Annotated in this window: 11 protein-coding genes; 4 read left to right on the top strand and 7 right to left on the bottom strand. The window is 70.0% G+C overall.

Annotated elements, in window-relative coordinates; all coding sequences use genetic code 11:
• Positions 1-49 precede the first annotated feature (49 nt).
• Positions 50-1486, top strand: a complete 1437-nt coding sequence (locus E4P43_RS08400; protein ID WP_135145015.1) for an APC family permease — start codon at positions 50-52, stop codon at positions 1484-1486.
• On the top strand, positions 1483-2508 hold the full coding sequence (locus E4P43_RS08395) for an acetamidase/formamidase family protein (RefSeq protein WP_135145014.1): 1026 nt from the start codon (positions 1483-1485) through the stop codon (positions 2506-2508). Before E4P43_RS08400 ends, E4P43_RS08395 begins: the two co-directional genes overlap by 4 nt.
• A 463-nt stretch (positions 2509-2971) precedes the next feature.
• Here the strand turns inward: E4P43_RS08395 and E4P43_RS08390 are convergent, their stop codons facing one another.
• The 6 genes from E4P43_RS08390 to E4P43_RS08365 all read right to left on the bottom strand — a co-directional run bounded on the left by E4P43_RS08390 (position 2972) and on the right by E4P43_RS08365 (position 12417).
• Positions 2972-3670 (bottom strand): translation initiation factor IF-2 N-terminal domain-containing protein, encoded by a 699-nt coding sequence (locus tag E4P43_RS08390; protein ID WP_135145013.1) that lies wholly within the window; start codon positions 3668-3670, stop codon positions 2972-2974.
• A gap of 654 nt (positions 3671-4324) precedes the next feature.
• Entirely contained in the window at positions 4325-5566 is a 1242-nt protein-coding gene (locus E4P43_RS08385; protein WP_245159013.1) for an MFS transporter, read from the bottom strand.
• On the bottom strand, positions 5563-6303 hold the full coding sequence (gene narI / locus E4P43_RS08380) for a respiratory nitrate reductase subunit gamma (RefSeq protein ID WP_135145012.1): 741 nt from the start codon (positions 6301-6303) through the stop codon (positions 5563-5565). Before narI ends, E4P43_RS08385 begins: the two co-directional genes overlap by 4 nt.
• Complete coding sequence (narJ, locus tag E4P43_RS08375) at positions 6300-6989, bottom strand: nitrate reductase molybdenum cofactor assembly chaperone (protein WP_135145011.1); 690 nt, start codon at positions 6987-6989, stop codon at positions 6300-6302. The genes narI and narJ overlap by 4 nt, the downstream gene beginning before the upstream one ends.
• Positions 6986-8710 carry a nitrate reductase subunit beta gene (gene narH / locus E4P43_RS08370; protein ID WP_135145010.1) on the bottom strand — a complete coding sequence of 575 codons (1725 nt, stop codon included), beginning with the start codon at positions 8708-8710 and terminating at the stop codon, positions 6986-6988. Before narH ends, narJ begins: the two co-directional genes overlap by 4 nt.
• Complete coding sequence (locus tag E4P43_RS08365; RefSeq protein WP_135145009.1) at positions 8710-12417, bottom strand: nitrate reductase subunit alpha; 3708 nt, start codon at positions 12415-12417, stop codon at positions 8710-8712. Before E4P43_RS08365 ends, narH begins: the two co-directional genes overlap by 1 nt.
• A 203-nt stretch (positions 12418-12620) precedes the next feature.
• Here E4P43_RS08365 and E4P43_RS08360 point away from each other — a divergent pair, with 203 nt between their 5' ends.
• On the top strand, positions 12621-13316 hold the full coding sequence (locus tag E4P43_RS08360) for a helix-turn-helix domain-containing protein (RefSeq protein ID WP_245159012.1): 696 nt from the start codon (positions 12621-12623) through the stop codon (positions 13314-13316).
• Positions 13317-13353: 37 nt separating this feature from the next.
• Here E4P43_RS08360 and E4P43_RS08355 read toward each other — a convergent pair whose 3' ends face one another.
• Entirely contained in the window at positions 13354-13683 is a 330-nt protein-coding gene (locus tag E4P43_RS08355) for a cupin domain-containing protein (protein ID WP_135145007.1), read from the bottom strand.
• Between the two features lie 192 nt (positions 13684-13875).
• Between E4P43_RS08355 and E4P43_RS08350 the strand changes: the two genes are divergently transcribed.
• On the top strand, positions 13876-15144 hold the full coding sequence (locus E4P43_RS08350; RefSeq protein ID WP_135145006.1) for a globin domain-containing protein: 1269 nt from the start codon (positions 13876-13878) through the stop codon (positions 15142-15144).
• Positions 15145-15392 lie beyond the last annotated feature (248 nt).

The raw sequence follows: 15392 nt of genomic DNA, 5'->3' as shown, positions 1-15392 counted from the left end.
TGCTCGCGCCCCGGCACCGCACCGGGAGGAGAGACGGAGTGAACCGCCCATGAGCGACCCTCGCACCACCACCGGCACCTCGACCGGCCCCGCAGGCGTGACCCCCGCCGCCACCGCCGCCGGCGTCGAGTCGTTCGGCTACAAGCAGGAACTCAAGCGCACGCTGACCTTCGGCGACCTGCTCGTCTACGGCCTGGTCTTCATGGTCCCGATCGCGCCGTTCGGCATCTTCGGCGGCGTCTTCCAGGCCTCCGGCGGCATGGTGGCCCTCGCCTACATCATCGGCGGGCTGGCCATGGCGTTCACCGCCGCGTCCTACTCGCAGATGTCGCGCGCGTTCCCGATGGCCGGCTCGGTCTACACCTACGCCGGCCGCGGCATCGCCCAGCCGGTGGGCTTCATCGCCGGCTGGATGGTGCTGCTGGACTACCTGCTCATCCCCGGCCTGCTGTACCTGATCTCCGGGTTCGCGATGACCTCGATCATCCCCAGCGTCCCCGTCTGGGCGTGGATCGTCGGCTTCATCGTGCTGAACACCGTCGTCAACTACTTCGGCATCGAGTTCACCGCGCGGGTGAACAAGATCGTGCTGGTCGCCGAGCTGGTCGTGCTGGCGATCTTCCTCGTCATCGGCGTCGTCGCGCTCTCCTCGGGCGAGGGCGGCGGCTGGGACCTCTCGCCCATCTACAACAGCGACACCTTCTCCCTGGAGCTGGTGTTCGGCGCGGTCTCCATCGCCGTGCTGAGCTTCCTGGGCTTCGACGCGATCTCCACCCTCGCCGAGGAGAACAAGGACGCAGCCCGCTCGATCGGCAAGTCGATGATCGCGGCGCTGGTGCTCGCCGGGACGCTGTTCGTCGTCCAGACCTGGGTCGCCGCGCTGCTCGTGGCCGACCCCGAGACGCTGATCGCCGAGGGCGACGCCGCCGGCACCGCCTTCTACGACGCTGCCGAGGTCGCCGGCGGGGCCTGGCTGGGCACCCTGACGGCCGTCGCCACCGCCATCGCGTGGGGCTTCGCCAACTCGCTGGTGGCCCAGGCAGCCACCTCGCGGCTGCTGTTCGCCATGGCGCGCGACCGGCAGCTGCCGGCGTTCCTCGCCAGCGTCCACCCGACCCGGCGGGTGCCGGTCAACGCGACCTTCCTCGTCGCGGCGATCTCGCTGGTGCTCGGCATCTACATGAGCACCCGCGACGACGGCATCACGCTGCTGTCCACGCTGGTCAACTTCGGCGCCCTGTCGGCGTTCCTGCTGCTGCACGTCTCCGTGGTCGTGCACTACATCGGGCGGCAGAAGAGCCGGAACTGGTGGCTGCACCTCGCGGTGCCCGTCATCGGCTTCGCGATCCTGGCCTACGTCGTCTACAACGCCCAGGTGGCCGCCCAGGAGCTCGGGTTCGTGTGGTTCGCCGTCGGCGTCGTGCTGCTGGTCGTGCTGCTGGCCACCGGCCGCAAGCCGGAGCTCAGGACGGAGGACGCGCTGTGAGCCTCGAGGTCGTCCAGCTCTCGCCCACGCCCGACCAGTACCGCTACACCTTCGGCGGCGCCCCCGAGCCGCTGGTGCGGGTGCGGCCGGGCACCGTCGTCGAGCTGACCACCGAGGACTGCTTCGGCGGCCGGGTGACCAGCGCCGACGACCTGCCCAGCGCCGTCTGCGACTTCTCGCAGCTCAACCCGGTCACCGGGCCGATCCACGTCGAGGGCGCCGAGCCCGGCGACACCCTGGCGGTGCACTTCGTCGAGATCGCGCCGGCCCGCGACTGGGCCGTCTCGACGACGTTCCCGCACTTCGGGGCGCTCACGGCCACGCACACCACGGCGATGCTGCACGCCCCCCTCGACGAGGTCGTGTGGGTCTACGAGGTCGACCGCGAGCGCGGCACCTGCCTGTTCCGGCCGCGCCGTGGCGGCCCCGAGGTGGAGCTGCCGCTCGACCCGATGCACGGGACCGTCGGGGTCGCCCCCGCGGGCGGCGAGGTGTTCGCGACCGTCACGCCCGGGGCGCACGGCGGCAACATGGACACCCCGGAGCTGCGGGCCGGCACGACGGCGTACTTCGGCGTCAACGTGGCCGGCGGCCAGCTGGCGATCGGCGACGGGCACTGCCGGCAGGGCGAGGGCGAGGTGTGCGGCACCGCCGTGGAGGCGGCCATGCGCACCGTCGTCGTGGTGGACCTCATCAAGGGCGGCGGGAACCCCTGGCCGCGGCTGGAGACCGACGACTTCCTCATGTCGACCGGCTCCACCAAGCCGCTGGAGGACGCCTACCGGGTGAGCCAGCACGACCTGGTCACCTGGGCCGCCGAGCTCACCGGCTGGGACACCCTCGACGCCTACCAGCTGGTCAGCCAGGCCGGGCTCGCGCCGGTGGCCAACGTCGTGGACACCAACTACACGATGGTCGCCAAGCTGGCGAAGGCGTTCCTCGGCCGCGAGGGCGTCACGGTGAACGACGGCGTGCACGACCGGCTGCGGCAGACCGGCGCGGCCTACCTCGCCCAGCGCTGACCCGTCCCACCCTCGGGGCCCGTCCGGTTCGTCCGGGCGGGCCCCGAGTCGTCCACGGCGACGCCCAGGGACGACGAAGGCCCCTGACCGTGTCGGTCAAGGGCCTTGGAAGGGCTCCCCCGATTGGACTCGAACCAATAACCCTGCGATTTGATCTTGAGGCGCTTGCTCGCGTTGGCTCACGTTGAAGACGCAGGTCAGAGGGGCTGCGAAGCGTTGGCTACGACGGCTCGTGACGGCCGATTACGGGAGTATTGGGTGCCTAAAGAGTGCCTGTCGCCGGTCCCGCGACTGCGGCGATCACCCTCCACGCTCCTTCCCGGCGACCATCTCAGGGGACGCCCAAAAACCCCGCCTGATCCACTTCGGCCCACCCTGCTACTAGGGCAGTCACCGATGAGGGATGGAGGTGAACGCCAACGCGACGCCCGCTTCACCGCTGGCGAAGCGTTCCATCGCCGCATCACCTCAGTTCACGCCGCCGCTCGACCTCGTTGACGACCATCTCCACCGTCCACCGACCGCGGATCAGTCGCATGCTCAGGGGCTCGGCGCCTCGGTCCTCGTACGACCAACTCAGCTCCTCCGGCCGGACGCCCGCTCGGTGCAGATCGCCCGCGTACTGGGCAGGCGCACCTTCCCGCATCCACCGCACGATGTCCGCGAACTTGAGGCCATCGAAGAGAGTCGGCGCCCACTCGGCCGATAGATCCCTTGCCTGGCGAACCTCGTCCTCGAAGTAGGAGTAGGAGCCACCCGGCGACCTTCCCTCTGGATCCCGCCGGCAGACGACGTAGTGGTCGAGCAGGTACTTGGTGAGCCCCTCCGGCGGGGTTCCGCGATACCACTCACGCCTGAGTCGGCGGCTCGGGAAGGCGGGCAGCGGCTGCGGCCGTGGTGGCAGCGCAGACGACATCCGTCTCACGGGCGGCAACGGCGCAGCGTGCTCCTGCACCGCTGATCGCGGAGCCGGACGACCTGGCGCCGACACTGGCCGTTGAGCCTGCGGGAAGCACTCCCGAAGCTGTCGGGCCACCGGCGCCTCTACAAGGCTGGACGACGACTTCACGAAGAAGCCCAGCTCCTTGAGCTTGGCGAGCAGGATCTTGCTATCGACTCCGAACTCCTTGGCGAGTTCGTGTACGCGGGCCTTACCTGGCATCCCGTGCCGCTCCCTCCGAGCGAACTGCGGATGGACAAGACGCCTCCGAGGCTCGCACACCTGTACGACAACTCCACGGGCTACTCGCCCGACACTCCGGGGAGAGAGCCATTCCTCCGATGCCTCGCGACTTCAACTTCGACCGTCGCGCCCTCGCCGCACTCGTGAACGGCACCACCGGTCAGCGGGTGCCCCCATCCAGCCCGGCCACAAGAACCGCGATCGGCACCGACTCCCAATGCAGTCGCGGCGGCGTGACACCCGCCGCCTGACATCCCGTCGTTGCGATCGATGTAGACCGGACCCTCGTCGGCGCTCCGCCCACAGACAAAGCCTGACGGCGGGACTCCCCTCGACCGGAGCTTCGGCACACAACTGGTCGGGCGCCGCCGCATCCCGTCAGTTGACGGGCAGTGCTCGCGGCGCGGAGTGTTCGTCTTCCCAGCGAGCTGGCCGCTGAGTTCACGCAAGCGGTCGTGCTCGTCCATCAGCCGGGCGACGGGGGTGAGGTTCCGGCAGCCGCAGTGGTCGCACATCGATAGGTCTCCTCCATCGCAGGGCGGGTACGGTGGCTGGCCGGGGCCCGGCTCGGTCGTCACTTGAATTCAAGTGCCCTCGCTGCATCGGCCATCCCGCGGCCGCCGGTGAGGCGCGTCACTTCGCCCGTGCCGGTCGCCCTACCGACCGCATACCCCAGAAGGTGTAGGCGGCGGCGAGGAGAGCCGTTCCGGCCAGCAACCAGAGGCCGGGTTTGTAATTTCCGGACCAACCGTAGATGGCGCCCATGACCAGCGGCGGGGCGAACCCACCGAGGCCGCCGGCGGCGCCGACGATGCCGGTGACCGCGCCGACCTTGCCCGCCGGGGCGGCCAGGGCCACGAGGGCGAACACCGCACCGGACGAGGCGCCGAGTGCGGCGGCCATGGCGAGGAAGGCGACCGTGCCTGTCCACTCCAACGGCCGCTCCAGCGCCGACACCGCCGCGAACGCTGTGACGACCGCGAAGCAACCGACGAGCACGGGCAGAGGGTGGAACCGGTCGGACAGGACCCCGCCGACCGGCCGCATGATCACCGCGAGGACGACGAACCCGGCGGTGCGCAGCGCGGCGTCGCCGGGGGTCAGGCCGAAGGCGTCGCGCAGGTAGGTGGGCAGGTACACGCTGAAGGCGACGAAGCCACCGAAGCCGACCGCGTAGAGGAACGACATCTGCAGGGTGACCGGCAATCGAAAGGTCTCCCACGTCCGCCGGAGCACTCCCCCGGTCACGGCCGTGCGCCCCGGGGCATCCCGCAGCAGGGCGTAGGAGGCGACCCCGTAGAGCGCGAGCAGGATGGCGACCAGAGTGAACGGGAAGGCGAGGCCGAAGGAATCCTTGAGTCCGACGGTGGTGAAGGCGGAGATGGCGGTCCCGCCCATGCCGGCGCCGAAGATGCCCAGCGCGGTGCCGCGCTTGGCCGGCGGGAACCACGAGTTGACCAGTGGCACGCCGATGGCGAAGGTCGTGCCGCCCAGCCCGAGGACGAAGCCGCCGAGCAACATCATCGGGTAGGAGTCGTTGCCGACGTACCCGATGAAGAGCACCGGCAGGATGGTCATCGCGCTGATCAACGGGAACATGAGCCGCGCACCGAACCGGTCGGTCATGGCACCCACGGGGATGCGCCCGAGCGACCCGACCACCACGGGTACGGCCACCAGCAGCGACTTCTCGAGCGCGCTGAGGCCCAGCTCGTCGGTGAAGAACGCGCCGAGTGGACTCACCAGGGCCCACGCCCAGAAATTGATGGCGAAGCCGACGGTCGCGACCGCCAGCATCACCCAGGCCTCCCGGGGGATGGCCTCCGCGGACGTCCCTGGTGTGCCCGCGGAACCGGGCGACGGTGCGGTGGTCACCTGCGTGGCCCTCCCACTCGATCCCAACCGCGCGGTGTCGCCCGGTTGCCGAGCTGGCGGTCGCGGCTGCGGTAGACGATGTAGGGCCGGGTGAAGTAGCCCAGGGGCGCGCTGAACACGTGGACGAGCCGGGTGAAAGGCCAGATCGCGAACAGCAGCAACGCCGAGAGCGCGTGCAGCTGGAAACCGGGCCCGGCCGCGGCCATCAGCTCGGGCTGGGGGTTGAAGTAGAAGATGCTGCGGAACCACGGCGAGACGGTGTCCCGGTAGTCCACGCCCCCATGCCCCACGACCCCCAGCACGGTGTTGCTCAGCCCGAACAGAATGGTCATGGTGAGCACCAGGTACATGAACTTGTCGTTCTTGGTGGTCGCGCTGAACACCGGCCCGGTGGTGCGCCGCCGGTAGAGCAGGATGCCCAGGCCGACCAGGGTGCCGAAGCCGGCGATCGCCCCGACCCCGATGGCCATGGCGTGGTAGGCCGTCTCGGACAGCCCCACGGCCTCGGTCCACGACTTGGGGATGCCCAGGCCCATGACGTGCCCGATGAGCACGAACAGGATGCCGAAGTGGAACAGCGGGCTCCCCCACCGCAGCAGGCGGGACTCGTAGAGCTGGCTGGACCGGGTGGTCCAGCCGAACTTGTCGTACTTGTACCGCCAGTAGTGCCCGACGACGAAGATCGCCAGGCTGATGTACGGGACGATCACCCACAGGACGATGTCGAGGGCGTTCACGGGGCAACTCCTGCGGGTGCGCCGGCGGTCGGTTGCGGGATGTAGTCCGGGGGCGCGAAGGGCGTCGCCCCGTACGGGTCGAGGCCGACGTCCTCGGTGGGCGGGCCCTCGGCGGCCAGCTTCAGCACCGCTGCCCGGTCCTCGGCCCGCACCGGCGGCAGCGTCGCGCACACCGCGTGCAGCACCGCCGCGTAGGGCGACCCGCGGTCCTCGAGCGCCAGCCGGATCAGCTCCAGACCGGCCCGGTGCTCGTGCAGCAACCGCTCACCCCGGACGGGGTCGCCGACCGCGGTGAACTCCAGGACGACGGCCAGGTGGTCGGGCAACTCGTCGTCGGTGAGGGCCATGCCTGCGCGGCCGTAGAGGTGCTTGAACTGCAGCAGCGCCATGCCGCGCTTCCGGGTGTCGCCGTAGGCGTAGTAGGTCAGGTACAGCGAGCACCGGCGGCGCAGGTCGAAGGTCTCGACGTAGGCCGCCTGCTGCTCGGTCAGCGGCGTGGTCTCCAGGTGGTCGAGGAACCGGCCGAGCGGTCCGGCGAACTCGCCCGGGAGCGGGGCGACCGCCGCCCGCAGCAGCGGTAGCCGGCCGACCAGCTCCTCGTCCGGGTAACCGATCAGTAGGGACGCCGCCTGGCGCACCGTGGCGAGCTGGGCCGGCGTCGCCCCGCCGCCGGGACGCAGCCTCACGGCTTGGGCTCCGTGACGCTCGGCGAGCCAGGTCCGTCCCCGCCACCGTCGGGACCGTGCCGTGCGTCGTCGTTCCCACGGGACGGGAAGAGCCCCTCGGGAGCTCCCTTGCCGTCCCAGTTCAGCAGGTTGACCCGCTGCGCCTTCGTCGGTGGCGCGGACAGCGTGTCGGTGGTCTGCCGGGCCGACAGCATGTGGAAGTTCTCCACCGCGATCGGCGTCGACCCGCCCGACGTCTCGCCGAACGGACCCCAGCCACCCATGCCCGGGCCGTCCTCGTAGTCCAGGGAGCAGCCGGTGTCGAACTCCTCGCGCTCAGGCCCCTGCTCGGCGTGGATCGCCGGGATGACGTAGCGCTCGTCGTACTTGGCGATCGCCAGCAACCGGTGCATGTCCTGGATGTCCTGACCGGTCATGCCGACCGCGGTCGCGATCGACTCGTCGGCCGGCCGGCCGAGGTTCAGGTCGCGCATGTAGGCGCGCATCGCCCCGAGCTTCTTGAGCACCCCGGTAACCAGGCTGGTGTCACCGGCGGCGAACAGCTCGGCCAGGTACTCGATCGGGATCCGCAGCGATTCGATGGCGCCGAAGATGTTGCCGGCGTCCTCCCCGTCGTGCCCTGTCTCGGTGAGGGCGTCCACCACGGGTGACAGCGGCGGGATGTACCAGACCATCGGCATGGTGCGGTACTCCGGGTGCAGCGGCAGGGCCACCTCGAACTTGGTGATGAGCGAGTAGATCGGCGAGCGCTGCGCGGAGTCGATCCAGTCGCGGGAGATGCCCGCCCGCTCGGCGGCCCGGACCACCTCGGGGTCGTGCGGGTCCAGGATGATCGACCGCTGGGCCATGTAGAGGTCCTGGTCGTTCGGGGTGGACGCCGCCTCGAGCACGCGGTCGGCGTCGTAGAGGATGATGCCGATGTAGCGCAGCCGGCCCACGCAGGTCTCCGAGCAGACCGTCGGGATCCCCACCTCCACGCGCGGGAAGCAGAACGTGCACTTCTCGGCCTTGCCGGTGCGGTGGTTGAAGTACACCTTCTTGTACGGGCACCCCGTGACGCACTGCCGCCAGCCGCGGCAGCGGTCCTGGTCGACCAGGACGATGCCGTCCTCTTCCCGCTTGTAGATGGCGCCCGACGGGCAGGACGCCGCGCACGACGGATTGATGCAGTGCTCGCAGATCCGCGGCAGGTAGAACATGTAGGTCTGCTCGAACTTCTCCTTGATCTCCGCCGAGATCTTCTGCAGCACCGGGTCGGCCTGCGTGAGCTCCGGCGCCCCGCCCAGGTTGTCGTCCCAGTTGGCGCTCCACTTGATGTTCATCGGCTTGTTCGTCAGCAGGGAGCGCGGCCGGGCGACCGGGGTGTGCTCCTGGACCGGAGCGTTGGTCAACGTCTCGTAGTCGTAGGTCCAGGGCTCGTAGTAGTCGTTGATCGACGGCTGGACCGGGCTGGAGAAGATCGTGAGCAGTCGCTTGAGCCGGCTGCCGGTGCGCAGCGAGAGCCGGCCGTTGCGCCCGAGCTGCCAGCCGCCCCGCCACTTCTCCTGGTCCTCGTAGGTGCGTGGGTAGCCCTGCCCCGGCCGGGTCTCCACGTTGTTGAACCAGACGTACTCGACGCCGCTGCGGTTGGTCCACGCCTGCTTGCAGGTGACCGAGCAGGTGTGGCACCCGATGCACTTGTCCAGGTTCATCACCATGCCCATCTGGGCCATGACGCGCATCAGTACTGGACCTCCTGTGAACGGCGACGGATCACGGTGACCTCGTCGCGCTGGTTACCGGTGGGACCGAGGTAGTTGAAGGCGAACGACAGCTGCGCGTAGCCCCCGATGAGGTGCGTCGGCTTGAGGAAGAGCCGGGTCAGCGAGTTGTGGATCCCGCCGCGCTTCCCCGACGTCTCCGCCTTCGGGACGTCGATCAGCCGGTCCTGGGCGTGGTGCATGTAGACGGTCCCCTCGGGCATGCGGGAGGACACGATCGCGCGGGCGACGACGACGCCGTTGCGGTTGACCGCCTCGATCCAGTCGTTGTCGCGCACCCCCACCTTCGCGGCGTCCTGGGTGCTCATCCAGATCGTCTGCCCGCCGCGGGAGAGCGACAGCATGAACAGGTTGTCCTGGTACTCCGAGTGGATCGACCACTTGTTGTGCGGCGTGAGGTACCGGACGGTGATGCCGAGCTCGCCGGTGTCGCCGACGTGCGGCTCCCCGAACAGGGCGTGCATGTCCAGCGGGGGGCGGTAGACCGGGAGGTTCTCCCCTGCCTCGGTCATCCAGTCGTGGTCGAGGAAGAAGTGCATCCGGCCGGTCAGGGTGTGCCAGGGCTTGAGCCGCTCGACGTTGATGGTGAACGGCGAGTACCGGCGTCCACCGTGCTCGCTGCCCGACCACTCCGGCGAGGTGATCACCGGGGTGGGGCGGGCCTGGGTGTCGGCGAAGGTGATCAGCTTGCCCTGGTGCTCCTCGGCCAGGTCCGCCATCCGGGTGCCGGTGCGCTCCTCGGAGAACCGGAAGCCCTGCGTCGCCAGCCGGCCGTTCGTGGTCCCGGAGAGGGCCAGGATGGTCTCGCACCAGTGCACGTCGCGGGCGAGAGCCGGCCGGCCCGCCGCGGCGCCGTCCCGGATCACCCCGTTCTTGTGCCGGAGGTAGTCGACCTCCTTGTCCGGCTTCGTCGTGACGCCCTTGACCTGCAGGCCGAGCTCCTCGACCAGCGGGCCCAGCGCGGACCACTTCTGGGCGACCGCCCCGTAGTCCCGCTCCTGAACGACGAACTTCGGCATCGTCTGGCCGGGCACCGGGTCGCACTCGCCGGCCTTCCAGTCGCGCACCACCCCGCGCGGGTTGGCCAGCTCGTCCGGGGTGTCGTGCAGCAGGGGCAGCGCCACGAGGTCCTTGCGGACGCCGAGGTGCTTCGCGGCCAGCCGGCTGAACGCCTTCGCGATCGTGCCGAAGGCCTCGAAATCGGTGCGGGTCTCCCACGGCGGCGCGATGGCCGGGTTGAACGAGTGCACGTAGGGGTGCATGTCGGTGGTGTTCAGGTCGTGCTTCTCGTACCAGGTGGCGGCCGGCAGCGTGATGTCGGAGAAGATCGTCGTGCTGGTCATCCGGAAGTCCAGGGCCAGCAGCAGGTCCAACTTCCCCTCGGGCGCCTCGTCGTGCCAGACGACGTCCTTCGGGCGGGCCTCCGGCGGCGCCTCCTCGGCACGCACGGAGGAGTCGGTGCCGAGGAGGTGCTTCAGGAAGTACTCGTTGCCCTTGGCGGAGGAGCCCAGGAGATTGGCCCGCCAGATGGTGAGCACCCGCGGGAAGTTCTCCGGCGAGTCCGGGTCCTCGGCGGCGAACCGGAGGCTGCCGTCGCGCAGGCCGTCGACGACGTGCTCGCCGGGTGCCTTGCCGGCGGCGGCGGCCTCGTCGGCCATGTCCAGCGGGTTGCGGTTGAACGTCGGGTACGACGGCATCCAGCCCATCCGCGCCGACTGCGCGAGCACGTCAGCCGGCGTCTTCCCGTCGAAGCGCCCCGTGCCCAGCGGGGAGGCGAACCCGTCCAGCGTGGTCTGGTCGTAGCGCCACTGGTCGGTGTGCAGGTACCAGTAGGCGGTCTGGATCATCTGCCGCGGCGGACGCGCCCAGTCCAGGGCCGACGCCAGCGTCTGCCAGCCGGTCACCGGCCGGCACTTCTCCTGGCCGACGTAGTGCGCCCAGCCACCGCCGTTGACCCCCTGGCAGCCGGTCAGCGTGGTCAGGGTCAGGAAGGCTCGGTAGATCGTGTCGGAGTGGAACCAGTGATTCGTGCCGGCGCCCATGATGATCATCGAGCGGCCGCCGGAGTCCTCGGCGTTCTGCGCGAACTCCCGGCCGATCCGGGCTGCGGCCGCCGCGGAGACGCCGGTGAACTGCTCCTGCCACGCCGGTGTGTACGGCTGCGAGGCGTCGTCCTCGCCGGCGGGCCACTCCCCCGGCAGCCCCGCCCGCCCGACCCCGAACTGGGCCAGCAGCAGGTCGTACACCGTGGTCACCAGGTGCTTGCCAATCCGGCGGACGGGCACCCCGCGGCGCATGGTGGCGCCCTCGCCGCGCGGGGTGTCGAACCGCGCAAGGTCGACCGGGACCGACTCGGTGGCGCCGTCGTAGAGGCTGAGGCGTGGGTCGACCTCGCCGAGGTCGAGGTTCCATCTGCCCTTGCCGGCCTCGCCGAAGCGGAAGCCCAGCGAACCGTTCGGCACGTGCGGCTGGTCGGTGGCCGAGTCCACGAGCACGGTCTTGAACTCCGCGCCTTCCTCCTTGTCGCCGAGGTCGGCAGCGGTGAGGAACTTGCCCGGGACATAGCCGTCGCCGTGCCGCGTCAGGGTCAGCAGGAAGGGCAGGTCGGAGTACTTCCGCACGTACTCCTGGAAGCGCGGCACCTGCCGGTCGACGAAGAACTCCTTGAGGACGACGTGGCCCATGGCCATGGCCAGCGCCCCGTCGGTGCCGGGGTGCGGTGCCAGCCAGTCGTCGGCGAACTTGGTCGCGTCGGAGTAGTCGGGGCTCATCACGACGACCTTCTGGCCGCGGTAGCGCGCCTCGGTCATCCAGTGCGCGTCCGGGGTGCGGGTCACCGGGACGTTGGAGCCCCACAGGATCAGGTAGGAGGCGTCCCACCAGTCCCCGGACTCCGGGACGTCGGTCTGGTCACCGAACACCTGCGGCGAGGCCACCGGCAGGTCGGCATACCAGTCGTAGAACGACAGCATCGGCGCACCGATCAGCGACATGAATCGCGCCCCGGCGGCGTGCGACACCATCGACATCGCCGGGATCGGGGAGAAGCCGGCGACGCGGTCGGGCCCGTACTTTTTGATCGTGTGCACGTGGGCGGCGGCGATCATCTCGGTCGCTTCGTCCCACGAGGCCCGGACGAGCCCACCCTTGCCGCGCTGGGACTTGTAGGTCCGGGCCTTCTCTGGGTCGTCGACGATGTCGGCCCAGGCGAGGACCGGGTCGCCGAGGCGCTGCCGGGCCTCCCGGTACATCTGCAGCAACGAGCCGCGGACGTAGGGATAGCGGACCCGGGTCGGCGAGTACGTGTACCAGGAGAAGGCGGCGCCACGCGGGCAGCCGCGGGGCTCGTACTCGGGCCGGTCGGCGCCGGTCGACGGGTAGTCGGTCTGCTGCGCCTCCCAGGTGATGATCCCGTCCTTGACGTAGACCTTCCACGAGCACGACCCGGTGCAGTTCACGCCGTGCGTGGAACGGACGACCTTGTCGTGGCTCCACCGGTCCCGGTAGAAGCTGTCGGCGTCCCGACCGCCGATCTGGTGGAGGGAACGCTTGTCGGCGCTCGTCTCGCCCTTGCGGAAGTAGCGGGAGGTACCGACGAGAGCCTCCGACAGGGGGCTGTCGAAGCCCCCCTCGAACGCCTCGTCCGGGCCGGTTCGGGTGCTGGTCATGAGTCCCCTTCTGCAAATCCGCCGTGGACCGGGCGTCGGTCTGCCTCTCTTGTGCCAGGAGCCGCCGCACCGGATGGCCGACGTCCCCCGCGAGGGTGGTTCGGGCGCCGCGGCAGAAGCGCCCGGTCTGCGCGATCTGGGACATTGGAGCGATGGAGGAACGGCGGACCCAACCCAGAGCGGCGGAGACCGCGCGGGCGGGCGTGCGCCGGCAGCACGTCCTGGACCTGCTGCGCAGCGCACCGGCAGGTCTGGGCGTCCAAGATCTCGCCCAGCGAACCGGCCTGCACCCGAACACGGTGCGTTTCCACCTGGACCGCCTCGTCGCGGACGGGCTGGCGGCACGGGAGGCCGAGGAGGAGCGCGTCGAGCCGGGAAGACCGCGGCTCACCTACACCGCTACCCCGACGCCGGACCCGGCGGCGAACCGGCGCAACTACCGGTTCCTGGCCGAGATCCTCGCCAGCTACGTGTCCGGCACGGCGGAGGACCCAGCCGGGGCAGCCATCGAGACCGGACGGGCCTGGGGACACCACCTCACCGACGCCCCGGCGCCCTTCGAGCGGACGAGCGAGCAGGAGGCCGTCGCTGAGCTCCTGCGCATCCTCGGCGACATCGGCTTCGCCCCCGAGCTCGCCGTCGACGATCCACGGCGCATCCTGTTGCCGCACTGCCCGTTCCGCGAGGTGGCCGAGGCGCAGCGCCAGGTGATCTGCTCGATCCACCTGGGACTGATGCGCGGAGCACTGGCCGAGATGCGCGCCCCGGTGACCGCCGATCGACTGCTGCCGTTCGTCGAGCCCTCGCTGTGCGAGGCCCACCTGGCACCGGTGGGTCCCGAGTCCGACGCGGACCTTCCGCCATCCGCTGCGAACGGGGCAGCTGCTCCGCTCGGCTGATCCGACGGCTCCCCTCCCGCCCGGTCCCATCACCGGGTCAGCCGCGGGCGACCGTCAGCAGGACCACCGAGTCGTCGAGCGCCTCGAGGCTGTGCCGGACCGGGGGAATGACGAGCAGGTCTCCCTCCAGTCCCTCTTCCGACCGATCCCCGGCCACCAGGCGCACGCGGCCGGTCAGCACCTGGAGGGTGGCCTCCCCCGGGCTCTCGTGCTCGGCCAGGCCGGCACCCTTCACCAGGGCGATCACCGTCTGGTGCAGCGTCGTCTCGTGGGCGCCGTAGACGGTCTCACCAGCACGTCGGGAGTGGTGCGCGGCTGCTGTCGCCAGCAACCGGCGCGACAGCGCCGCCACGTTCGCCTGGTGCACGGTGTCCCCCTGCCGTTCGGCGCTGCGGTGGCCGCCAGCGCGCGGTAATCGGGCGTCCTCCCGCTTTTCTACCAGAGGTCGTGGTTACTACGACGCCCTGTTGTCCAAACTTTGGACGCCGCTTACGGTCGAACCATCGGCCGCCTTCCGAACGAAGCGGTCAACTCACGCTGTCAAGGACCAGGAGCCGCTGTGCTGTCCGAACGATCCCGTCCTGTCATCGAGGCCACGCTGCCGGTCGTCGCCGAGAACATCGAAGAGATCGCCCGGCGGTTCTACGGGCACATGTTCAGCGCCCACCCCGAGTTGTTCGACGGCACGTTCAACCGCGGCAACCAGGCCGAGGGCACGCAGCAGGTGGCGTTGGCCGGCTCGGTCGCCGTCTTCGCCAGTGCCCTGGTCAAGACCCCTGAGCAGGTGCCCGAGCGACTGCTGACCCGGATCGCGCACAAGCACGTCTCCCTCGGCATCACCCCGGCGCAGTACGACATCGTCCACGAGCACCTCTTCTGGGCAATCGTCGACGTGCTCGGCGACGCGGTCACCCCGGAGGTGGCGGCCGCCTGGGACGAGGTCTACTGGCTGATGGCCTACGCACTGATCAACATGGAACGCGGGCTGTACAGCTCCCGTGGTGTCCGGCCGGAGACGGTGTGGCGGCCCTGGCAGGTGGAGCGGAAGGTCCGCGAGACCGACGACGTCGTCACCTTCGTGGTCAAGCGAATCGACGACCGGCTCGTCAAGACCTCGCTGCCCGGCCAGTACGTGACCGTGCAGATGCCGACGGCGGACGGCCTGCACCAGCCTCGGCAGTACAGCCTCACCCGCGCCGACGACGGTGAACACCGCCAGTTCAGCGTCAAGCGAATACGGAGTAACGGCAAGCCTGCCGGCGAGGTGTCCAACCTGCTGCACGACACCGTCGACGTCGGCGACACGGTCACCCTGTCCCTCCCATTCGGGGACGTCGTCCTCGACGACTCGCGGCCGGCCGTCTTCGCCAGCGCCGGCATCGGCATCTCCCCGATGGCCGGCATGCTTTCCCATCTGGCCACCGCAGGCTCCCGGCTCGATCTGACACTGCTGCACGCTGACGTCGACGAGTCGTCCTGGGCGTTGCGCCAGCAGGTGCTCGGCGACGTCCGGAAGCTCCCCAACAGTTCGGTACACGTCTGGTTCGAGCGCGGCGCGGAGTGCAGCCTGCCCGTCGACGGCGTGCACGGTGGGATCATGGATCTCTCCGCGGTGCAGCTGCCGCAGGACGCCGTCTACTACCTGTGCGGTCCCCTGCCGTTCATGCAGGCGGTGCGCAGCGCGCTCGTCGACTGTGGCGTGCCGCCCCGGGACATCCAGTACGAGGTCTTCGGACCCGATCTGTGGCAGGCCGACACGGTCACCACCCCGGCTCCCGGCACCGACCGGGACCTCGACGAAGGCCGCAGTGGCGGACCCGCTCGGTAGCCGAGCGGCGGCGCGCGGAGCCGGACCCATCGGTCCCGCACGCCTGCCTGTGTCCCCCGGGCCCGTCGTCCTTGCTGGAGCACCTATTCGTGGAGCCGTGGGACCCCAGGCTGAATCGGACGGGACTGCTGCACGGATCGGTGACAGGTTGGGTCAGGCTGCCTGCGCGGCCATTGTGGGCACGATGGTCTCGTACTCGATGGGCGTGAGTCGACCGAGGGCGTCCTGACGCCGCCGGCGGTGGTAGG

It is taken from the genome of Blastococcus sp. TF02A-35, assembly GCF_004571075.1.
Classification (GTDB): Bacteria; Actinomycetota; Actinomycetes; order Mycobacteriales; family Geodermatophilaceae; genus Blastococcus.
The sequence above is the reverse complement of the archived record's forward strand: the minus strand, read 5'-3'. Positions and strand labels throughout refer to the sequence as shown.